Origin of the sequence: Nocardioides sp. PD653-B2 (assembly GCF_002117935.1) — a bacterium.
Classification (GTDB): Bacteria; Actinomycetota; Actinomycetes; order Propionibacteriales; family Nocardioidaceae; genus Nocardioides.
In genome coordinates this window covers 156,842-178,628 of record NZ_BDJE01000004.1, presented here as the reverse complement: position 1 = coordinate 178,628, position 21,787 = coordinate 156,842, and the positions used below count along the sequence as shown (strand labels likewise).

Below are 21,787 nucleotides of genomic sequence, written 5' to 3'. Positions count from 1 at the left end.
AACTTCACAACACCTCGAAGTCGAGCCTGACCGCTCAGATCTGGGCAGAGCTTTCCTCAGAGGGATCCTTGAGCCAAGCCGGTGTTACCGCGACGGACTGGCCGGCTCTGGCCCCGCAGGTGGTGCAGGGTGGTCGGGTCGGGTAGTGGCGGTGCCGGCGGCGAGCCGTTGCTCGGCTTCGCGCGGCCGGGACTGGGAGGCTGTCCTTGCGGCCTGCTTGCGGGCGTCGTCGTTGATCTCGTCGATGCGGGTCTGGGCGTAGGCCAGCCGGTTGCGTTCGCGGTCCATGCTCTCCGTGACGGTTTGGTGCTCGAGGATGCCGGGAGCGAGGTGCAGCTTGGCGCGGAGACGCTCGCAGCCGGGGAGCCAGTGCTCAGAACCGCGTACGGCGAGGAGCTGGGCGGTCTGGTTGATGAGCTTCTGGCGGACGTCGGTGTCGGTCCAGTGACCGGCGGTTCGGAGTAGGTTGTCGATCATCGCGTCGCCGAGGGGAGATCGGTGTTCGATCGCCGCCGCAATGGCGGTGGAGCCTCCGGTCTCGAACAGGTTGGCCGGGTCTAGGCCGTCGGGCAGATCGAGATAGGTGGGGTCGAGGTCGGCGGCGGTGAGGTGCCAGAACGCCTTCTGCGCTGACTTCCATCCGGCCGGGTCGGAGTCGGTGGCCACGGCGATGCGGTCGCGACCGCTGACGAGGCTGATGTGGGCGCGGAGCAGCTTGATCTGGTCGACGGTGAGCGCGGTTCCCATGGGGGCGATGCCGGCGGCGGCGCCGTTGCTGCCCAGGGTGATGGCCAGGGCGTCCATGGGGCCTTCGACGATGACCGGTAGCGCGCCCCTGGTGAGGAGCTCGTGAGCTTCGGCGTACCCGAACAGGGCCTCGCCCTTGGAGAACACCGGGGTGGTGCGGGTGTTGAGGTACTTCGGTCCGGCCCAGTTCCGCTCTTGGTCGTCGTCGGTCTTGGTGGGGTTGCGGCGGCCGATGAAGCCGAGGATCGCCTCGCCGGTGGGGTCGTGGGGATCGCGGATCGGCATGATGAGTCGGTCACGGAAGAAGTCTCGGTAGTAGGTAGTGCCGTTGTCGCGTTCGCGCAGGGAGACGAGTCCGGCCTGTTCGACCTCATCGAGGGCGGCGCCCTGCTCGGTGAGGTGTCGCATCAGGCTGCTGCCGCTGCCCGGGGCGTACCCGACTGTGTAGTTCGGCTGGTCGGCCAGGTCGGTCCCGAGGCGTTCGCGTAGGTACGCCGGTGCCCAGGACCGCGGGTAGCAGGACTCGAAGAAGGTGAGTGCGAGCCGGTTGAGTTCGCGGATCCGCGCGGCAGGGACTTCGTTCGGCTCGGGGAAGGCGTGCTCTACGCAGGCGTCGTCTGGCTGCTCCCAGGGCGGCAGCGGTGTGTAAGGGTCGACATAGCTGGTGGCGGGGTGCTCGTACGCGGCGTCGCCGGGGCCGGTGAAGGGCGGGTCCCATCCTGGTGGCTCCTCGGCTGGGTCGTACCCGATGTCGGACCCGGTGTCGAGCTGATCGCGGTAGAGCTCGGCCATGAACTCGGCGGCGTCCTCCGGCGGTAGCAGGTCGGGGTCGTCGTAGAGCGGTGGCTCTTCGTCGCTGTGCAGGGAGGCTTCGGATGGTTGATCGGTGAGCATGGCGATGCGCAGCACGAGTGCGTCGGCGACCTCGATGCCGCTCAAGGACCCGTCCTTCGGAATCCCGTCGAGTGCGCTGGCGAGGATCTGAGTCGGGCTACACCCGTGGTGTTCGCAGGCTTCGTCGACGGCCGCGACGAGCGCGGGCCATGCCGGTGCCCTGTGGAGGTAGTCGGCTCTGGTGGCCCCGACGAGTTCGGTCAGTGCGGTCCGCCAGGCAGGCTGGAGCAGGTCGGCGGAGCGTTCGTCCGCGGCGAGCGCGGCCGGTCCCAGGTGGGGAACTAGCCGCCACCACAGCGCCGCAGCCTGTTGTTCGTCGGGAAGTGGCCGCGCAGTCAGTGGCCGCGCCGCCGCGGCAGTGTCAGTGTTGGTTTCGGGGCTGGTCTGGCCGCCGGGGAGGCTGCTGGGCAGTGAGGGATCGGTGGCGAGTGCCTGCTGGATGTAGTCGGCCACCGGCAGTCCGGCGCGCTCGAGGCGAGCGAGCCGCTGGCACAGTGGGGTGATCCACGAGTCGGTGCGGACAGTCTCGGGCAGCACCTGGTACCAGGTGCGCCGGGCGAAGGGGTAGCTCGGACGTGCAGTGCGGACGGCCCGGTTGAGCTTGCGCTGATGGAGGCCGGGCGCGCCGATGGCGCGCTCCCCCGTGGGTCGCAGGTCGTTCACGTCGGTCTTGGCGACGGCCCGCCAAACCGCGATGTCTGCGCGCAGTTCCGTGTCCTCCTCCTCGAGGAGTGGCTGGGCCCAGGCCGGTGCGGTTGCGCCGGTCCATCCGCGCGCTTCGTGACGGACCGCATCAATGTGTTCACGCACGAGCCGGTGGTAGGCGGCCGCGAACGGACCCCAGTCGTGAGCTTGGGCCAGCCGGGCCGGGATGCCGGGCAGCCACGGCAACGGCCCTTCGGCAGCAGTTGGGGAAGTCGCCGGAGGCGTGCTCGTGTCGTACAGAATTGCCGGGGTGAGTCCGGTAACCCCTGTGGTGAACCCTGTGGCGAGGAGGTCGTCGATGCGGGTGTCGAGGACGGCGGCGGGGTCGCGTGTGTCGGCCAGGGACCCGATGCTGACGGCGGCGCTGAGCAGCTTCAGGGGGCTGTGGTCGTTGAGTGCGAGGAGTGCGAGGTGGGAGCGCAGGGTGGGCCAGGCGTGGGCCTCGGTGAGCCCGGTGAAGAGTGCTTCGGCGTGGGTGTCGATCTTGTTCATGCCAACCGGGCCGATGAGGTGCTCGGCGCCGGCGGTGACGGCGTCGTGGTACCGGGCGGCCATGTCGCCCAGCCGTTGGTGTGGGTCTCCTAGTTCGCGCATCGTGGTGGTGGCGGATACGGGCGACCCGTCGCGCCGGAGCATCTCGACGATGCGGTCGAGCGCGGTCGGGGGGATGAGGGCCTCGGGTCGTATCAGGTTGTGGGGGTCTCCGTCGGAGGCGACGTTGAGATAGAGGTGGTTGGCGAACTTGCCGCGCGAGAGTGCGACGTAGAGCAGGTTGCGGTCCTCCCCGCCGGTGAGGACGACATGACTAGTGCCGGTGGTGATGCCCTGGGCGCCGTGCACGGTGGTGGCGTAGCCGAGTTGGACTGTCTTGGAGACGTAGTCGGCGGGCAGGGTGATGGTTTTGCCGAGTTTGTCGTGCCTGACCTTGAGCGATCCGTCGGTGTTGACCTTGGCCACGTGCCAGCGGTCGCCGTTCTTCACCCAGTCGGTGTGCGTGATGGGTAGCCGGCGCTCGTTCTGGCGGGTGATGATCCTGTCGCCTGCGGAAACCTGGGTGCGGTCGGCCAGCGTCAGGACGCGGCCGATCTGTTCTTCGCCCCCGTTCGCATGGAGGGCGTCGAGGCGGTCGTTGCGGGCGCGGTTGTTGAGCTCGGCGACGAGGTCGCGGGTGGGTGCGATTAGGATCGAGTCGATGCCGGCGGCGTGGTCAGCTGCCCAGGCGGCGTAGGCCTGGTCGGCGCAGGTGCCGAGGTCGCCGATATGGATGCGACCGCGGTCGGCGTAGAACGCGACCGCCGATGGGTCGCCCTCGCGCAGTGCCAGGGTCGCGGCGGCTTCGGCATGATTGAGACTGCCGTCGGGGTTGCGGAATCGGTGTACCTCGCTGAGAGTGACGGCGCCGATCTGGTGGGCGATGTCGCGCAGGACTCCGCCGGCTGCCACTGAGGCGAGTTGCCGGTCGTCACCGACGAGCCTCACCTGTCCGCCGCGCGCGGTGATGTAGTCGATCGCGACGGCGAGATCGGTGGTGGCGGCCATGCCGGCCTCGTCGATCAGGACGAGGGTCTTGTGGTCGATCTTCTTCATCCATTCGGTGGGACCGACGTACTTGGCGTGGAAGACGAGCTTGGCCAGCGTGTCGGCGCGGACCTTCTTCCGACCCGGACGCCACGGCCGGTTCAGCGGCCCCCTGACGTTCGCTGCAGCGTTGGCGCGAGTGCTGTCGGGTGTCTCGAGATTGATGGAAGCGCCGAGTTCTTGGGCGGCGACCGCGGAGGGGGCGAGTCCGATGACGGTGCCGCCGGAGTCCTGCCAGGCGCGGGTGAGGACTTGCATGGCGGTGGTCTTCCCGGTGCCGGCGGGGGCGAGGGCGAGCTGGACGGCTCGTCCACTGGTGGCCATCTCGCGCACCAAGGACTGTTGGGCTGCGTTGAGCTGGAGCCCCGTCGTCGCACTGTTGGCGGCGGCTTCGGCGATCGCGATACCGACCCGGACCTCGCTGATGGTGCGGCCACCGGTGCGGCGGGCGGACGCGACGATGCGTCGTTCGGCGTCGATCACAGCCTGGGAGGTGTACTGGCGGGCGCCGGCGAGGCTGTAGACACTGACGACCATCTCGCCTTGTGGGCCGTGTTCGGTCCGCTGGAGGCGTGCGGGGATCCTCACGACGGGCCCGTCCTGCCTCTCGGTGAGCCCGGCGGTCGTGGTCATGGCGGTGGCCGCGTGGGTGAGCGGGTCGGGGTCACCGAAGGCGATGGAGTGTTTGCTGATCGCGGTGGCGACGACGCGGTCGACGGCGGTGTCGTGGTCGGCCAGCCGGACGCCGTCGGCGCGGACCTGGCGCTGCGCTTCCGCACGCAGGTGCCAGACCTGCCAGGTCGCGCGGTCCTCGGCGACCCGGTTGACGACGCGCTGCGCAGTCTCGGCAACCCACTTGTCGGTGACATCTTGGGCGGCGGGCAGGTGGCCGAGGCAGCCGGTGACCATCTCCCGGACGGCCTGCTCGCTGCCGATGATCGCGCAAGCCTCGGTCATCCAGCCGGCGCGTTGGTCGGCTTCGGCGCGAGGTTCGTGCTTTGCCTGCCGGGTCTGCTCCCACGCCTGCTCTTTGAGGGTGACAGCCTCGCCTTCGGTCGGCGGGCGTCCGTGCTCGGCCTGGAAGGCAGCCGCGAGTTCGCGGCGACGGGCCTCGATCATCGTGTCGCGCTTGGACCATGTCGTGGCCAGCCGCTCGTCGAGCCCGACGATCTCGCGCACGGGTCGCTTCTCGACGCCCTTCTTCACACCCGCGTGGCGGTTCTCGAAACGCACCCCTAGCCGGGTGATCAGCTCGGCTTCCAGGCGCGTGTTGTACATCTCCGAGAGCGTGACGTTGGCCTTGAACAGCACCCGTCCGTCGACCGCCAGCCAGCGGTCGGTCGCGTCTTGGACTTTGTTGCTGACCGCCACGTGAGTGTGCAGATGAGGGTCGCCCGAGCGGGCATCACGATGGGTGAATATGCCGGCGATCAGCCCCTTGGCCCTGACCTGCTGGATGCCGCTGCGGCCACGGCGTGTGAACAGGACCTCCTTCTCCAGCCACGCAAGCGTGGCCTCGACCGCCCCGTGGTGGGCCGCCTCGATCTCCTTGGCGACCTCACGATCGGCGAGTGCCCACAGCGTCGAGACGGACTTCACCGGAGTGAACGTGAGGTCATAGCCGGCCACGGCGGTGGTCTGCTGACGGATGGCCTTGGCCATGAAGGAGCCACGCTCACGGTCGTCGATCGGTGCCCGGTCGTGCTCGCGGACGAAGTGCTCGTTGGCCAACTCGGTGCGAACCCGCGCACGTACCTCGGCTGGCACGGGTGTCTTCCAGTGCTCGCCGTGGGCGAGGTTGTAGGCGATGTATCGCTTGGCGGTCTCCCGAATGAACTCCGGCTGGTTGCCCAAGTAGCGAGCGAACACCCGGCCAAGCTGGGAGGCCTTCTTGGCCTGCTCGACGCTCTTCCCGGCGTCCAGCGCGGCGTTCTCCAGCCGTTCAGCGTCCGGGTGACGGCCCTCGCCGAACAGGTTCCGCATCTGGGTCTCGGTGACCTGCGAGCCCGCGGCGAGGTCGAGCACCGCGAGCCCTGTCCCGAACCAGCGGCCCGGCGACTCGCCCTTCTCGGCGTAGTAGTCAGCCAGTCCAGCGTGGCCGCGGTCGCTCGCATCGTGCACCGCGACCTGTCGGGTCAGGTACGTATACCCATCGCCAGCAGTCAGCTTGTGCACACCCATCACACCGGTGACAAGCAACTGCGTCGACCCGGGTTCGGACACGTGCCCGGCACCCGGGTCCGACAGTGCATGAGGTCCGAGGGTGTTGAGGGTTGGAAAATCTGGGTGAGCTCGTCGCAGTCGGTTGGTCGTCGGAGAGAGACTCGGGGGGTGATCCGAGGTGTCCGATCCGGGTCGGTGGAGGTTGCTTCTTGCTTGTGAGGTGTCGCGGTGGATGTCGCGACGTTCCGGTTCAAGGGAGAGGTGATTCCCAGTGGGGAAGGCGGCACAGGCACAGGCGGGTCGGGATCGGGCGCGCGACGCTCGACTGAAGGCGGCACGGGAGCGTCGGCTGAAGCTGGACCCGGATCAGTTGGCCCGGGAGAAGCGCATCGACGAGGCGTCGGTCGACGTCGAGGTCGCCTGGGAGGAACGTGCCCGGGCCGAGCTGGCCGTCGTGAACGCCGAGGTGGCGGCCGCGGCCGCCACCGAGCGGCTTCTTGCGGAGAAGCTCGCGGTCAAGGACGTCGTGCAGCTGACCGGGTTGGACCAGGCGACGATCCGTCGGCTGCGTCAGCTCGACACCGGTGACGATGCGGGCGCGGGTGAGGAGGACGGCGCGGTCGGCCGCAACACCGCGGCTGCGGGTGCCGCCGCCGAGGTGTCGTGATTTCGCGACCCTGCCGGGTTCCTCACGGCTGCTTCGGAGGCTGCGCCCGGCTGGTCGGCCGGGTATGGAGGCCCGGAGGGCGGCGCGCAGCTCACTAGCGTTCTTCACGATCACCTGGCGCAGCTCACGCGGACGAATGCGGCACTGCGGACGGCGACCGTGGTCTACCTGCGAACCCGCACCACAGGAGCGTCCGGTCAGATGAGTACTCCGTAGTTGGACTCATGCCGAGCTCGCCCTTGGCTGGGGCAGCGGATCCGGCCGGGTTCGGTGCAGCCGATGAGAGAGCGTGATTTCCATGGGGGCGCCCGGTCGTGGGACGTCGACTCAGCGTGCCGCTGTCGCCGCGAGTGGGGGAAGCATTGCGCGTGCGTCGTGGCCGGCGAACCACAGTCCCATGATGAAGGCGGTTGTCGACTCCGCGTAGCGTGCCCGGGTCAGGTTGCCGGCGCGGATCGGGTGACCGCCGGCGTCGGTGACCAGCTGTGATGTTGTGAGAACCGCGGTGTCGTCGTCGCCGCAGACTGGGACGAGCAGGTGCTGCCCGTCGAATTCGCGGGCGGGGGAACTCCAGACCTCGGCGGCGAGCAGGTTGAATGCCTTCACGACGTTGGCCGAGGGGGCTGCCTGTGCAACGGTTTCGGCGACGGCCGGGATCTCCAGTACGAACGAGTCTGGCGGTGCCGCAAACGCCTGGTGGCCGAGCGCGTTTGAGCAGTCGATCAGCACTTTCCCATTGATGGAATCGCCGGCGGCCGCTGTCGCCGCGACCTCTGCTGCTGCAGTTCCTGGCACGGACAGAAGGACGACGTCCGCGTCCGCGAGGCCGTTTTCGATGGCGCCCCCTTCGCCGCCGATCTCGTTGCCAACCCGCTGTCCTTCCGCGGCACGACGCGCACCGACGTAGACCTCATGGCCTGCCGCGACCCATAGCGAGCCCAACGTGTGGGCCATCTTGCCGGCGCCGATGGTTGCGATGCGCATGGTGGATGCTCCCTTGCACGTTGACGATGTCACGATCAACGTACGAGAGTCGTTAGGCACCTTGGCGTGCCTATCGACGGTGATGAGGTAGGTCTGTGACAGCCCAGCCTGTGAACGACGTTGAGTTCGAGGCCTTCGGCAGTTTCACGTCCGATTGCCCCGCTCGTGCCGCGTTCGACCTGTTCGCGTCGCGGTGGCTCTCGGTAATCGTCTGGACCTTGCGGGACGGTCCGATGCGTCCAAAGGAGCTGGAGAAGACGATCGGTGGCATCCGCCACAAGGTGCTCACGGAGAACCTGCGCCGCATGGAGGCCGTTGGATTGGTGGAGCGGCACCGGTATGCCGAAGCGCCGCCCCGTGTGGAGTACGAACTCACCCCCACCGGTCGGGACTTGCTCGTGCCCATTCGGGCCTTGGGGGCATGGGCGTACCGAAACGCCGACGCCATCGGTGCGATGCAGTCCGAAGGCTCCGCTTGAGGGAGAGGACGGCCCCACGACTTCATAGCTTGGTGCCGCAAAGGGGACCTGCCCCGGCCGCGCAGTCGTCAGCGACGTCGGAGCGATACTGGCAACGACAGCTCAAGCGCAGTTTCCAGCCCCACGGTCTTCTAACCCGAGTACTCTCTGCGACCGCACTCGTCGCGCTGGTCAGCCGCGATCCTGGCCGGTCCATTCCGGCTGATTCGTTCTCTTGGCTGCTTGCATCAGCCACGTCGTCCGTCTCGCTGTGAAACGCAGGTAGGTTTGCAACGTCCACGACCCTCAATTGAGGTAGTGAAGTTCAGCCGCAAGAACTCTAGATCTACCTCGAGGGAGGACTCACTCGGTGGTACATCTCGACCTCCATCAGCGCTTCTTGTGGTTGCTGAAGAACACGTTGAACCGGATCACGATCCCGATGGCACGAGCTGGGTTGGGACCGTTTTCGCTGATCCGACATGTCGGGCGCAAGTCTGGGCGCGTCTACGAGACGCCAGTGATACTGGCAAGAGACGTTGACGGCTTCGTCGCCGAGCTCACTTATGGCGACAAGGTCAACTGGTACCGCAACGTCGTTGCCGCCGCTGGGTGCATCGTTGTCTACCGAGGCAAGGAGTATCGGATCAGCCAGATCGAGCCCTGCAGCGCGGAACGTGGGCGGGGAGCCTACCCGGCACCGTTCCGACAGGTGCTGCGACTTCTTGCGCGCGACGAGTTTCGCCTTCTTTGAGTCGATCGTCCAAGTAGCTGAATTGCGGTTTGAGGTTCTCGTCGCGAATCAGCCCACGTCACGATGAGTCGGCCACCGCGATCGGCCGGATGGGTGGGACGGGTGGGTTAGAAGTCGGTCTTGCCGGTGGTGGCTGCCCGCGGCCGAGACGGGGTGGGTGATCTCGTCGTCGCGCGCGCTTCAGGCAGTCCTGGGGGCGTTTAGACAGAGCGGGAGATCGGATGGAAGGAACTCGACTCGATTCCCCAGGTGATGATCTTGCTGGGTCGGATCCGGATCACCTCGTCACCGCCACCGCCGTCGGCGTTGTTGCCGGCGTCGCGGACCGTCTCGGCGTGGCCGCGGACCTCCACGCCGCGCGGGGCGAATTGGGGACCGCCGCCGGTGTCATCGACGACGAACGCCACACGGGAGTCGGACTCGACGTTGCGCCACTTCTGGGTCTTGGAGAGGTTCGAGCCGCCGATGTCGATGGTCTCGGAAGTAGCGCGAAACCCGACGGGGCGAATCTGCGGCCCGGACGAGCCGATGGTGGCCAACCGGCCGAGTTGCTGTGTCGAGAGAAAGCGCTCTTCGGCGTCAGTCCACACTTGGTCTACTCCTGCGCTGGTTGGTCGTCGACCACGAGGTCAACCTTGGTGGGATAGAAGCAGAGGTGTTCGCTGGCCTGTACCGCTTCTGGTAGCGGGTGAGGGAGGCTCCAGGCGGCATCAAGAATGAGGATGTCTTCTACGTGCAACGTCCAGTGCTGCCCGTCGCCCTTGTAGGGACAATGCGACACCGTCTCGCTGATCGAGAGGGCGCCGATGTCAACGTCGACGAAGGGGAGGTAGTACCGAGTCGGGTTGCCTGTTTCGTACAACACCTTCGGTCGGGCCGACGCGGCGACCACGCGACCGCCGGCGCGGACTACGACGCTTCGGGAGGAAGAGCGCACGTCGATGCGGTGGTAGGGGTCGCGGACGTGGCCGTAGACGGGATCGTCTTCTTCGAACCAACGATCCGCGGCCTCGAAGTCCACCGACACGTAGCCGTGAAGGTCGGGGACCGGGGCGGGGTGGACGAACCTGTCGTCGATGAGGTCCGGGCGGGTGACGTCGGGGCCGGGAAGGTACAGGTCGGGGAACCGGTCGGTCTGCCACAACATCACCGCACGCTCGGTGTCGAGGACAGTGACCCCGGCGATGTTGGCGCGCATCCGCCGCGGCCAAGGCTCCCAGTAGCTGATGCGGTCCGGAAGCGGAACGTTGGTCTGACGCCTCCCGGGCTGGAACGGGGCGCGGCCGAGCGGCGAGGTCAGGCTCATCGTGTGCCCTTCGCGGTCTGTAGGGTCTCTGGGAGCGTGAATGTTCTGCGTAGCAGGACGGCGAGATGCGCGGCCAAGCGCTTGCGTGACCAGCGCCGGTCGACGATCAGTGCCTCGATCACGTCGGAGGAGATGAGCGAGTAGAGCATGTCTGCCGCAGTGGCCGGGTTCCACTCGGGAGCCAGCACCTCGTCCCGGTCGAGCCAGTCGGCGAGCCGGCGGGCGTTTCGGAGCTTTTCGCCGGCCACCCGACGTCGGTGCGTGGCGGCGTCCTCGTCGCGTTGGGCGTCACGTTCGATGGCACGGTCAACCGCAAGCAGGCGTGGGTGATACTCGGAGAGATGCACGGCCCATGCGTCCAACGCCGACCTAGCCTCGGGTGCGGACCATACGCGCTCAAGCGACCGGTGGAGCCCTTCGGTCTCGGCCAAGTGGTCGAACAGCGCGGAGATCAGCGCGGTGCGGGAGCCGAAGTGCAGGTAGGCGGTCCGGCGGGTGACGCCAGCCCGGTCGGCTACCGCCGACATGGTCAGCGCCGGTGCTCCCTCGCGCTCGAGCACTTCCCGCGCAGCCGAGAGCAGTGCCCCACGGGTCCGGCGACTTCGGGCGTTCGTCGGGGTGCTGATCGCTGGCGAGGTCATGCAATAACTCTACGCCGCGACTACTTAACGGAAGTAGTCGGTACGGCTACTTTGTGAGGCGCTCCGGTTCAAGAGTGCATTCACGGCGGGTCGGAATGTGGACGCTTCGTAGTGGAAGTGGGAGTCGAGTACCTCGGCGAGCGCATCGAGTGCCGAGATGGGGTTATCTCGACCACCTCGAGGGACTCGGATACGTCGTCCGCACCCGCGACAAGGGCGATCGTCGTCGACAACCTGGTGACACTGAGCGAGCGCGGCCGCGATCTCGCTTCCGACTTGGGTGATGCGAGCCCACGAGGATCTCACCGCAGACTCGACGAGCTACTTCCCGGCGTGCTCTCCAGCATCTTGCCGCCGATCGGCCATATGCCTGCACGACGACCAGTGCCGCGGACTTGCCCTGCGCGAAGACTTCCGGATTGGCTCCGCGGGCCTACCGCCGCCCGGTGAGCGTGCCGCTCGATGGCGCCCGCAAACGTTTGTGGTCTGGTTCCACGGGAGGCGCCGCACCTCTTGCCTGTTTGTCACAGTGCGTATAGTTCTAAGTATCCACACTGGATACTTACGAGTTGAACTTCGCGGTCGGATCAGACCTTGCGGAGGAACGGAAGGAGACTCAGATGGTCAACATCGCAGTCATCTACTACTCCTCGACTGGCAACGTGCACGCGTTGGCCCAGGCGGTGGCCGAGGGCGCCGGTGCTGCCGGCGCCGACGTGAGGTTGCGTCGTGTGGCGGAACTGGCTCCGCCGGAGGCGATTGACTCCAACCCGGCATGGCGCGCTCACGCCGACGCCACCGCCGACGTTCCCGAGGCGACGCTCGAAGATCTGGCGTGGGCCGATGCCTACGCGTTCGGAACGCCGACGCGCTACGGGAACGTCAGTGGTCAGCTCAAGCAGTTCCTGGACACCACGGCTTCCTTGTGGGCGTCCGGTGAGCTCGCCGACAAGGCGGTCACCGGTTTCACTAGCGCGATCAACACCCACGGTGGCAACGAGTCGACGCTCTTGGCGCTGTACAACACGATGTATCACTGGGGTGCCGTGGTGGTTCCCACCGGTTACACCGATCCCGCATTCTCCGAGGCCGGTGGGAACCCCTACGGGACTGCTCACCCTTCGGGGGCGGGGGCGCCCGGCGAGACTGTGCTCACCGCCGCACGTCAGCAAGGGGACCGGTTGGCGCGCATCGCACGGCGGCTGCGTGGTGAGGTCGACCGTTGATTGCGCAATCTGCGGAACGAGGTGGCATCCGCGAAGGTCCTCGTGGTGGGCACGCGGGCGCCCTCCTCGTGCTGCTCTGCGTGGCGGAGTTCATGCTCACCGTGGACCTGTCGATCGTGAACGTCGCGCTACCTGCGATTGACGCAGACCTAGGGTTCTCTGCGAGTTCCTTGCAGTGGGTGGTGAACGGATACGCGGTGACCTTCGCCGGGTTCTTGCTGCTCGGCGGCCGAGCGGCCGACCTATTCGGCGGACGCCGGGTCTTCCTAGCCGCGCTTGCGCTGTTCACGACTGCCAGTTTGGCCTGTGGGCTCAGTGTCAGCGCGGGAGCCCTGGTCGCGGCGCGGGTGGTGCAGGGGCTCGCGGCCGGAGTCTTGGCTCCTGCCACGCTGAGCATCCTGACCACGACCTATCAGGAGACTGAGCAGCGCAACCGAGCGCTGTCGGTCTGGACCGGTGTCGCGATCGGCGGCGGAGCGGTGGGTGGCCTGCTCGGTGGCATCTTGACCGAGACGTTGTCGTGGCGGGCGATCTTCTTCGTCAACGTGCCCGCCGGTCTCGCACTGCTGGTCGCCGCGACTGGGGTCCTGCCCCGCGGACGCGCCGACAAGCATCACGCTCGCATAGACCTGGCCGGCGCCCTGACCGTGACCGGAGGTCTGAGTGCCTTGGTCTGGGCGCTGGTCCGCTCCGAGGAAGCCGGGTGGACATCCGCCGAGGTATGGGTCGGTTTGGTCGTCGCGGTGGTCTTGCTCTCGACGTTCATAGTCATCGAGACCCGGGCCGCGAAGGCCCCCTTGGTGCCCTTCTCGGTGTTCAGGAACGGGTCACTATCCGCCGGGAACCTGCTCAGCTTCTTGAGCTTCGTTCCCACCATGGCGACCTGGTTCTTCCTCTCTCTCTACCTTCAGGGTCTGCGTGGCTACACCCCCATTCAGGCTGGTCTGGTGTTCTTGCCAGTCTCCCTGGCTGTGATTGCCGGTTCGCAAGTGAGTTTCCGAGCGATCTCTCGCGTCGACGCACGTCTCTTGTTCTTCATCGGTGGGCTCGTAGCCTGCATCGGGCTGGGCGGGCTTGCGTTGCTTTCACCTGATACCAGCTTGACGTGGGTGGTCGTATCTGCCTCGATCGCCATGACTGGCGGCGGCCTCATGTTCGCCCCCATCACGGTGGCAGCGACCGTCGATCTCGGCGCCGAGTCGGGCGGGTTGGCCAGTGGCCTGCTCAATACCAGCCGGCAGATCGGCGGCGCACTCGGACTGGCTCTGCTCGGCACAATCGCCGGGCACAGCGCGAGCCGCGCAGCCAGCGGCGGCGCCGATCGAGCCGAGGCGCTGAGCACCGGTTACGCAACCGCATTCACCCTAGGCGCCTTCGTCTTCGCCCTTACTGCCCTTATCGGTGCGATAGCCCTGCCCGCACGCCTCGACGGCGACGGTGGACGAGCGGCCAACACGGCACGCCCGACCTCATCTGGAGGCGGCAACATCAAAGGTCCCGAAGGCGCACGCCGGTCGAGCGGGACCACATGATCCCCCCAGAGAACGTGCTTCCCCTGGTTGGCGTCATCCTGCTCGGCGCGCTGACGCCAGGACCCGACTTCGTCGTGCTGACCCGACGAGCCTTGGCCTCTGGCCGTCGAGCGGGCTTGATCTGCGCGACCGGGATGGGATCAGGCATCTTCGTCTGGGTGGTAGCAGTCGGGGGTGGGCTGGCGGCGCTCCTAGCGGCCTCGGCGATCGCCTTCACAGTCGTCAAGCTTGCGGGGGCGGCGTACCTGCTCTTCCTGGGAGTTCGAGCGTGGCTGTCATCCCTCGGCCGCGGCGCGGGGACCCTGACGGCGGATAGCGCCAGCGGCGTGCAGGCTGGTGCGCGTTCCTTCCGCGAGGGGGCGTTGTGCAACCTGTTGAATCCGAAGGTCGCTGTCTTCTATCTTGCTCTGCTGCCGCAGTTCGTCGCTGTTGGTGGTGGTCCGCTTCCGACGCTGGAGTTGGCGCTACTAGCCACGACCACGGTGACGTCCTGGTACTTGCTGGTCGCGCTGATCGTTGCATCGGTGCGACGCGTTCTCCAGTCCCCACGCGTGCGCAGAGTCCTCGACGCCACCGTCGGCACCGTCCTGATCGGGCTGGGACTGCGGATCGCCACAACTTAGACCGTACGACGGTATGGCTTGCTGGTTAGTCGGTGCAACTGTCTGCGAGGCTTTGAGTCGAAGGTTGGTCGACATCATCTACCTGTATCCGTTCACAGGTCGGCCGGGCCAAGATCTTCCGGAGGGCTGGGACTCGATACCCGGTGCAAGCTTCGGCCCAGTCCGAGGCCGGCCAGGTCGACCGTTTGCCCATCGCTCGTCGAAAGGCACAGTTCCGGCATCAGCATGCCCGGTAGGTGGTCCGCCGCCCCGTCGTCGATGGGCACGGGAAGCCCCTCCGGAAGAGCAGGATCGGTCACGATGATCTCCAACCTGACAAGGGGCTTGGCACTTCGTCGTTCGGTGCCGCGAGTGAGGCTCGGAATACCTACTCCTGGCACTCTCAGTTCGACTACACCTCGGCCCACCGCGTGTAAAACCCGAACGGGTCCAACCGGCCCGCCGGTCGCCTCCCTGGGCACATTGCCGACAGACCCTGACCGGCGATGAGGGCCGGCGCGGCGCGGGTGTATGGATTGTCGAGCCAGACCCCCGAGCGGCCTCGGAGTGCCACACCGCCTTGGTCTGCAGACGGACCGCGATCCGCGAGTGGCCTCAGAGAGAGCGGCTGGTGCCGCAGCACGCCGGGCCGAGTGACTTGGTCATCGCACTTGCCTCTGGTGGTACCGGGCTCCACCTGCATCTTGGCGACACCGAGCGCTGATATTGCCGATCGAAGGGAGTGAATGACCGCGGTCCGCTCGCCAGACGGGCTGATTGCCGTGCGCGCCGCGATCGGCGTCGCGGCGGCGATGACCGCGCCCGGTTCGATGGCAATGGCGTTCCGGTTGTTCGACGACGACGCGCTCCGGATCCGCACCACCGCCGTGATCTCAACCGTCGGACTCGTCGGGCTCGCGGTCGGTCCGACCGTCGGCGGGCTCATGCTGGCCATCTGGCCCTGGCAGGCACTCCTGGCGGTCAACGTGCCCGTGGCGGTGCTGGCCGGGATCTGCATCCGCTTGGGCATTCCGGCCGACGACACAACCGAGCTGCATAGGGAACCCCTCGATCTGCTCGGTGCACTTCTAGGCACGGCCACGATCACCCTTGTCCTTTGGACGGCCACCCTCGTCGTCGAGGACGGCTGGAGCTCCCCGACCCCCTACGGGACCGGCGTGACGGCAGTCGCCTGCGCGGCCGCATTCGTCCTGCGCGAACGACGAGCGCCCCACCCGATGCTCGACCTCGAGCTGCTGAAACGCCCCCTCGTAACCGCTGGGGTCACCTACCAGGCCGCCATCGGCCTCGCCGTCGCCGGCCTCGCCTACAGCGTCACTCTCCAACTCCAACTCGTATGGGGCTGGCCACCGGCGCTCGCCGCGATCGGGAACCTCCCGCAGGTGGTCACCATGATCGTGGCTGGACCGTTCGTCGAGAAGATCGTCAAGAAGGTCGGCATGAACAAGGCTGGGCCACTCGGTGCAGCAGCCGTCATCACCGGACTGCTCGTCTACGCGCTCCTCGGGCGATACGGCTACCCCTGGATCGCCGCCACCCTGGTTCTTAGCGCCGCAGGCATGCGTCTGGTCATGATTACCGCCGCCGTCAATGTCATGCGTGGCCTCCCACCCGACCAAACTTCCCTGGGCGCATCACTCAACGACACCAGCCAGGAGGTCGCCAGCAGCATTGGACTGGCCGTCGTCGGGACCATCGTCGCCGCCGCTCTTACCGGCACTCTCGCCGACATTGGCCACAGCTCGGCTGATGCCCAGGCGTTCGAGAACGCGGTCACGACCGCAACCCTAGTCCTCACTGCTACCTGCGCCCTTCTGGTTGCCTGGGCCGGGCGCCGCACCCGCCACGCAGCACCGGCAGCACCCCACCGAGACACCCAGAGTCCGTAGCCGGACCAGATGGGGCCACCTCTCAACGGGACGTGTGCGACGGGTCAATCGCCAATGGCTGCTGTGAGAACACCCGCGCCGCGGCAGTGTTCGGTCACCGAGGTACTTGGCTCTTTGCGTGACCGTCGGGTGGACCCCGTAGTGGATGGGGCCGTCGGGTGCCGGACTGTCTGGGTGAGCATTTTCTGCGACACCCGTCGAGCAGTCGTCGTTCGTTGAAGCGGACTGCGCGAGGGGCGCGGTGAAGTGCTCCGAGGATGTAGAGGATCTACTTGTTCGCCATCGGTTCGACGACCGAGCGAGCCGGGCGACCGCGGCCGTAGTCGCGACCCGTTCGGCCTCGGAGTGCCACACCGCCTTGGTCTGCAGACGGACCGCGATCCGCGAGTGGCCTCAGAGAGAGCGGCTGGTGCCGCAGCACGCCGGGCCGAGTGACTTGGTCATCGCACTTGCCTCTGGTGGTACCGGGCTCCACCTGCATCTTGGCGACACCGAGCGCTGATATTGCCGATCGAAGGGAGTGAATGACCGTCCTCGGTGCCGCTCGACCCGGCGATGAGATTGCGAACGCTGGCATAAGGGAGCTCGCGCTACTTGGTGCAAGGAGTTCGACGGCTGCCGTGCGGCTGAACCCGTTGCGACGACGGGGCTCTCGTTCCGGGTGTCTCAGCCGCAGCGTCGTGGGCGCCTGAGGTCGGCATCGAAGGAGTGGCTCAGCAGATGACACGCCCGGCCATCCTCACGCCCGTCTGTCAGGACCGCGTCACACGCTCCTGGAGGCCCGCGGCGAGACCGGCGATCGTGATCAGGTCGATGAGCTCGCCTGCAGTGGCGACGAGTCTCTTGTGCCGGACGGGACCTAGTCGCAGCCGAAGTTGCACGCGCGTGGAGTCACCGTCGATGAGGGTCAGCTTGATTGACCAGCTGATGTTCGTGCGGCCGCGCTTGGATGTGTATCCCAGCACATGGGGCGGTGAGATCTCTGAGACGGTGAAGGTTTCGTGCCGGCCGCCGTAGTCGGGGATGACGTCCCCGGCCGTGAGGTTCAGCCACCGGGAGTCGAGGTGGCGGATTGCACGATGCGAGCGCGGGAGGAAGCGCTCCACACGTTGGGGGAGGTACCAGCCTGCCCGCCGTTTGCCAAGTTGCGTCAGCCAGGGCCAGACGAGCTCGGGGGGCGCAGTGATCGTGAACGCGCGGTCCATGACTGAGTCGGGATGTCGGACGACGTCGTCGCCCGGCATCGGCGCCGCGACCTCGTCCGTGCTGGCCTTGACTCGGGCGAAAACGAGTGCCCGGATGCGAGCTTTCATGGCGTCTCCTCGCGGCGCCCTTCTTAGGGATGACCGGACCCAGTGTGCACATTGTTCGGATTCTTCACACAGTCGTGTCGTATCAGTTGGAGCGAATCTTCTATCGCGGGCTGTCTGCGGACGGCATCGCCAGGTGTTGGGGAGCTGGCGTCGACATCTCGTCGTGCTCTGCAACGCGCTCAACTGCACGGCGCCTGGCCGCGAAGCCGACAAACGCGTGGTGGCCGCTGACGATCGCTAGGCAACCAAACAGGGTCCATGCCAAGAGGATTGCGACGTGTGCCGTTGCGTCGTGTCCGTCAAAGTAGGTCACACTCCTGATGAGATTCGCGGCGGCTCCTGGCGGAAGCCACTGACCAACGGTGTCGGCGAGACCGGGAAGAAGTTGTGGCGCCGTTGCCGAAGCCGAGAACGGGTTGCCGACGAAGACCATGAGAGCTGCGCCCAGCGCGAGACCCGGCGCACCGACCAGCGTGATGAGCCCGGCTGTGGTGCTGCTAATGGCGAGGATCGCGAGTGAAAGCGACATCCACGTTTCGAGTCCGTGGTGGGGTAGGACGCCGAGCCACGTCTGTGCGACGAGGTAGACGGCAAATCCTGAGAGTGCCGCAACGAGGGCAAGGGCCGAGATCAGGCGCCATGCGGGCCCGAACTCGAGGGCCAGCGCGATCGCCGCCGCGATGATGATGCTGCAGATCGTGAGTGGGAGCAGCACAGAAGTCAGGACGGTACCGCGGGGATCGTTGCTGTCGGCGGGCACGACGTCTACCGAGCGCAGGTCCGTGCCGTTCAGCGAGACGGAGCTGTGGGGGCCGGTGGAGATCGAGGTGTGTCCCGCCCCAACCTCAGCCTGGAGCCGCTCGCCCAGATTCTCGAGGAGACTGGCGACCGTCACGCTCGCGGCTGAGGCGGTGTAGACGGTTACTTGGGGTTCGGAGACGTCAACAGCTCCGTAGATGTCACGATCTTTGATCGCCTGAGTGGCAGAACCAGCGTCCCCGTAGATCTTGAGATCGAAGCCGTCGGGATCCTCGGCTTCGAGGGCGCTGACGGCGTGCTCTGTGGCGCCGTTGGCGCCCACGATCCCGACGGGCAGTTGGCGTGGCTCGGTCCTGGCGGCGGGCCAGGCGAAGGCCACGACAGCGAGTCCCACCAAGACGGGCAGCGCTATTGCCATGATCGAAAGCTGTCGCCAAGCAGGTCGTAATGACAGCGTGGAGAGCACGAAATCCCCCTTAACAGAATGACCGTTCCGATTTGCGAAGTACCCGTTCCCAGGCGGCGTCATGCGAACCTCAGCTGACCCTTGGAAGATCTGCGCCGGGTTGGTCAGCCGGGTTGGTCAGCCGTGTTGGTCAGCCGTGTTGGTCAGCCGTGTCGACCTGTCGATCGACCCCGTGCGCTGCTGGCTTGTCGTCCGGACGACGTGGATCACCCGACACGCCGCGGCGCGGTGATCGCGAGGGTGGAGGGTCTCGACGTGCTCGGTACAGCGACCCGCGTGCCCGGGCAGTGCGAGTCTGGTTCGGCAGTGGCGGCACGGTCGAGAACGCATGGCGATGTGACGCTTCTGGGTCGCTGGTTAGCGAGGCGAGTGAGACCGGCGCAGACTTGGGCTGCCAACTCACGACTCGCCATGCAACCACCACGAGCGCAGCGCCGACGATTGCATCCGCTGTCCAGTGATTGGCGGTCCCCAGGACCACAATGGCGGTGGTCATGGGATAGAGCCATGCGAGATGTCTCCACCGTGACGGCGTGTTCGTGACGATCGCGATGGCGACCCATACGGCCCATCCAACGTGCATCGACGGCATCGCTGCTAGTTGATTGGTTGCTTCCCCCAGACCCCGCGGTGCCGATGCGTCGCCTGCCCACCAGCCCGCCCAGGAGGTCCTATCCAAGGTGTCGACATAGGTGGGCAGGTAGCGCGGCGGCGCCAGTGGCAACGTCAGGTAGCAGAGGAGCGCGGATGCCGTCGCGATCCCGAGTGTTGAGCGCATAGGTCGATACACACCCGGTCGACGGCGCCACAACCAGAAGAGGACGGTGGGGGTGACGAGATAGTGAGCTGCCGAGTACCAGTAGGCCGAAGCGACCTCCAGAATCTCACTGCTGGTCACGAACCGATTGAGCTCGTGCTCGATGTCGACATGCCAACTGTGCTCGTGAGCTCTCAGCGCCAGGGCCCGCTGGACCGCGTGGGACCGGTCATCCCCGGCAAGGACCCGTGCCATGGTGTAGCCGAGGTAGAGGACACCGACGCGGATCAGCTCTCGAACGGCGCGAGGCGGTGTCGCTGAGCGGCGTGATAAGTCACATGCCACCGCTCCAGCTCCTTTCGGTTCGGGTCCGCAGCCACCCCGTTTGCAGGGATTGCGCGCGCAGCATCATCGGGGTGTGCTCGAGATTGCCGGCCGTGGCGACCCCGTCGCTGGCGGTCCGCGGACGTTCCCCGGTGTCCTCTGAGCCGTGGGATGCGAGGGGTGCGGACTAGAGGGCCGCTGCAAGCTGACTGGCAGACGGTTGGGACGGTTGGTAGGAGTCGGCCTGCTCCTCCGCGGCGTGGCGGGCGGTTCTCCTCTTGGCGGCAAAGCCGATGAAGGTGTGGTGGCCACTCACAATGGCGAGGCATCCGAACAACGTCCAAGCAAGAAGGATCGCCACGTGCGCCTGTGCGTCGTGGCCGTCGAAGTAGGTGGCGCTGCGGATCAGGTTTGCTCCAGCCCCAGGGGGCAGCCACTGACCCACTCGATCTGCGAAGTCAGGAAGAAGCTCCGGCGCGGAGGTAGCGCCCGCGAACGGATTGCCGATGAACACCATGACGAGGGCGCCGAGCCCGAGTCCCGGCGAGCCGATCAGTGCAATGAGGCCGGCTGTTGTTGCACTCATTGCGAGGATCAACAAGGAAAGCGAGGCCCAAGTCTCGAGCCCATTGCCGGGGAGCGCGCCAAGCCAGGTCTGGGCGACGAGGTAGGCCGCCAGACCGGCGACGGCAGCCACAGTCGTGACCGCCCCAATCATGCGCCATGCCGGTCCAAACTCGAGCGCGAGTGCGATCGCGGCAGCGATGATGACACTGCAGATGGTCAGGGGGAGGAGGGCTGATGTCAGTACAGAGCCTCGCGGATCGCTGCCGTCGGTGGCGACGACGTCGACCGTCTGCGCGGTTGCGGGCGACGCCGCCGCAGAGGTCGATTGTCCCGATGCTTGCGCGAGGTGACTTTGGAGTTCATCGCCAAGACTTGCCAACAGGCTCGAGACGCTCGGGCTCGCTGCCGAAGCTGTGTAGACCGTGACCTGAGGGCCTGAGATGTCGATCGCACCGTAAACCTCGCGGTCCTCAATTGCTTCGCGAGCCGAGCTGGTGGTGCCGTAGATCCTGAGATCAAAGGCCCCCGGCTCGTTCGCTTCGATCGTGCTGACGGCGTGTTCCGTCGCGCCGCTGGCGCCGATCATCCCGATGGGGAGCTGGCGAGGCTCCGTGCGGGCAGCTGGCCATGCGAAGACCAGGACCGCGAGCCCCACGAGCGCGGGCAACGCGATCGCCATCGTCAGCAGTTGGCGCCAGGCAGGCCGTGAAGACAACGTGGTGAGCACCGATACTCCTCAAAGAAAGCGAACGTTTCGTTTACCGTCTCACACCCCGTGGCTGTCTTGCAAGACGAATGTTCGTTTTGCTACTGTTCGCCCCGTGCCCCGCGTGACCGCCGCCTATCGTGACGCCCGCCGGGCGCAACTGCTGGCTGCTGGGCGTGCCTGCTTCGTACGTCACGGTTTCCATGCAACTTCGATGAGCGATCTCTTCGCAGAGGCGGGCGTGTCGGCGGGCTTGTTCTACAGCTACTTCACCAGCAAGGAAGATCTGATCGTCGCGGTGGCCGAGGACAACATGGCCGAGGTGGTCGCTCGCTTTGAGGCCTTGGCTCGTGAGCACCCCACTGGCTCGGCTGGCGACATGCTTGCCGACGCTCTCGGGCTGATCTGGCACCAACATGAGCAGGCTGGCCTCGCGTCAGTCGCAGTGCAAGTGTGGGCCGAGGCCCTTACCAACGATCGTCTTCGCGATCAGCTCGCCGCGCTCTTCAACTCACTCGTCGACAATCTCGAGACTGCCCTTCGCGCTCAGCAACATGGGGAGGTGAGCGCGAAGGGGATCGCTGGCGCCCTAGTGTCCGTGATCCCCGGCTTCCTGCTTCAGCTAGCGATACGCAACCATGACGAGTTGGGCGACATCCCTGACGCGGTGCGCACCTTGGTAGCTGGTCTCGGGTGATCAGCCTGCCGAGAGTTGCGCGGGCTGCCAA

General features: G+C 66.6%; 18 protein-coding genes. 8 read left to right on the top strand and 10 right to left on the bottom strand.

Going from position 1 to position 21,787, the window contains the following annotated elements:
• Positions 1–84: 84 nt before the first annotated feature.
• Positions 85–6,105, bottom strand: a complete 6,021-nt coding sequence (gene mobF / locus PD653B2_RS01515; RefSeq protein ID WP_085870552.1) for a MobF family relaxase — start codon at positions 6,103–6,105, stop codon at positions 85–87.
• A 352-nt stretch (positions 6,106–6,457) separates the two neighbouring features.
• On the opposite strand from mobF, the gene PD653B2_RS01510 reads away from it, so the two are divergent.
• Positions 6,458–6,754 carry a hypothetical protein gene (locus PD653B2_RS01510; protein ID WP_207559286.1) on the top strand — a complete coding sequence of 99 codons (297 nt, stop codon included), beginning with the start codon at positions 6,458–6,460 and terminating at the stop codon, positions 6,752–6,754.
• Positions 6,755–7,081: 327 nt separating this feature from the next.
• Here PD653B2_RS01510 and PD653B2_RS01505 read toward each other — a convergent pair whose 3' ends face one another.
• Entirely contained in the window at positions 7,082–7,738 is a 657-nt protein-coding gene (locus tag PD653B2_RS01505) for an NADPH-dependent F420 reductase (protein WP_085870551.1), read from the bottom strand.
• Positions 7,739–7,848: 110 nt separating this feature from the next.
• Between PD653B2_RS01505 and PD653B2_RS01500 the strand changes: the two genes are divergently transcribed.
• A complete protein-coding gene (locus PD653B2_RS01500) occupies positions 7,849–8,217 on the top strand; it encodes a winged helix-turn-helix transcriptional regulator (RefSeq protein WP_089503855.1) in 369 nt (122 codons plus the stop codon).
• A 349-nt stretch (positions 8,218–8,566) separates the two neighbouring features.
• Positions 8,567–8,950, top strand: a complete 384-nt coding sequence (locus PD653B2_RS01495) for a nitroreductase family deazaflavin-dependent oxidoreductase (RefSeq protein WP_085870549.1) — start codon at positions 8,567–8,569, stop codon at positions 8,948–8,950.
• A 200-nt stretch (positions 8,951–9,150) separates the two neighbouring features.
• On the opposite strand, the gene PD653B2_RS01490 is transcribed toward PD653B2_RS01495, so the two are convergent.
• Genes PD653B2_RS01490 through PD653B2_RS01480 form a run of 3 tightly spaced genes read right to left on the bottom strand, consistent with a single transcriptional unit; the run spans position 9,151 to position 10,897 of the window.
• On the bottom strand, positions 9,151–9,540 hold the full coding sequence (locus PD653B2_RS01490) for a PPOX class F420-dependent oxidoreductase (RefSeq protein ID WP_085870548.1): 390 nt from the start codon (positions 9,538–9,540) through the stop codon (positions 9,151–9,153).
• A gap of 5 nt (positions 9,541–9,545) precedes the next feature.
• Complete coding sequence (locus tag PD653B2_RS01485) at positions 9,546–10,256, bottom strand: DUF427 domain-containing protein (RefSeq protein WP_085870547.1); 711 nt, start codon at positions 10,254–10,256, stop codon at positions 9,546–9,548.
• Entirely contained in the window at positions 10,253–10,897 is a 645-nt protein-coding gene (locus tag PD653B2_RS01480) for a TetR/AcrR family transcriptional regulator (RefSeq protein ID WP_085870546.1), read from the bottom strand. The genes PD653B2_RS01485 and PD653B2_RS01480 overlap by 4 nt, the downstream gene beginning before the upstream one ends.
• Before the next feature lie 620 nt (positions 10,898–11,517).
• Here PD653B2_RS01480 and wrbA point away from each other — a divergent pair.
• From wrbA to PD653B2_RS01465, 3 genes are all read left to right on the top strand, one after another.
• Complete coding sequence (wrbA, locus tag PD653B2_RS01475) at positions 11,518–12,123, top strand: NAD(P)H:quinone oxidoreductase (RefSeq protein ID WP_085870545.1); 606 nt, start codon at positions 11,518–11,520, stop codon at positions 12,121–12,123.
• 68 nt (positions 12,124–12,191) lie between these two features.
• Positions 12,192–13,655 (top strand): MFS transporter, encoded by a 1,464-nt coding sequence (locus tag PD653B2_RS01470; protein WP_085870544.1) that lies wholly within the window; start codon positions 12,192–12,194, stop codon positions 13,653–13,655.
• Complete coding sequence (locus PD653B2_RS01465) at positions 13,652–14,278, top strand: LysE family translocator (protein WP_085870543.1); 627 nt, start codon at positions 13,652–13,654, stop codon at positions 14,276–14,278. Before PD653B2_RS01470 ends, PD653B2_RS01465 begins: the two co-directional genes overlap by 4 nt.
• Before the next feature lie 92 nt (positions 14,279–14,370).
• On the opposite strand, the gene PD653B2_RS24700 is transcribed toward PD653B2_RS01465, so the two are convergent.
• Entirely contained in the window at positions 14,371–14,544 is a 174-nt protein-coding gene (locus tag PD653B2_RS24700; protein WP_165763294.1) for a hypothetical protein, read from the bottom strand.
• Positions 14,545–15,003: 459 nt separating this feature from the next.
• Here PD653B2_RS24700 and PD653B2_RS01455 point away from each other — a divergent pair, with 459 nt between their 5' ends.
• Entirely contained in the window at positions 15,004–16,167 is a 1,164-nt protein-coding gene (locus PD653B2_RS01455; protein WP_085870541.1) for an MFS transporter, read from the top strand.
• Positions 16,168–16,919: 752 nt separating this feature from the next.
• Here PD653B2_RS01455 and PD653B2_RS01450 read toward each other — a convergent pair.
• The 4 genes from PD653B2_RS01450 to PD653B2_RS01435 all read right to left on the bottom strand — a co-directional run bounded on the left by PD653B2_RS01450 (position 16,920) and on the right by PD653B2_RS01435 (position 21,080).
• On the bottom strand, positions 16,920–17,480 hold the full coding sequence (locus PD653B2_RS01450; RefSeq protein ID WP_085870540.1) for a hypothetical protein: 561 nt from the start codon (positions 17,478–17,480) through the stop codon (positions 16,920–16,922).
• Positions 17,481–17,580: 100 nt separating this feature from the next.
• On the bottom strand, positions 17,581–18,705 hold the full coding sequence (locus tag PD653B2_RS01445; RefSeq protein WP_133058910.1) for an ABC transporter permease: 1,125 nt from the start codon (positions 18,703–18,705) through the stop codon (positions 17,581–17,583).
• 130 nt (positions 18,706–18,835) lie between these two features.
• Entirely contained in the window at positions 18,836–19,717 is an 882-nt protein-coding gene (locus PD653B2_RS25995; protein ID WP_085870538.1) for a phosphatase PAP2 family protein, read from the bottom strand.
• A 256-nt stretch (positions 19,718–19,973) separates the two neighbouring features.
• Positions 19,974–21,080, bottom strand: a complete 1,107-nt coding sequence (locus PD653B2_RS01435) for an ABC transporter permease (RefSeq protein WP_165763293.1) — start codon at positions 21,078–21,080, stop codon at positions 19,974–19,976.
• A 94-nt stretch (positions 21,081–21,174) separates the two neighbouring features.
• Here PD653B2_RS01435 and PD653B2_RS01430 point away from each other — a divergent pair, with 94 nt between their 5' ends.
• The gene (locus tag PD653B2_RS01430) at positions 21,175–21,756 is read left to right on the top strand and encodes a TetR/AcrR family transcriptional regulator (RefSeq protein WP_165763292.1); all 582 of its coding nucleotides are present in this window, start codon (positions 21,175–21,177) and stop codon (positions 21,754–21,756) included.
• The last annotated feature ends 31 nt before the right edge of the window (positions 21,757–21,787 follow it).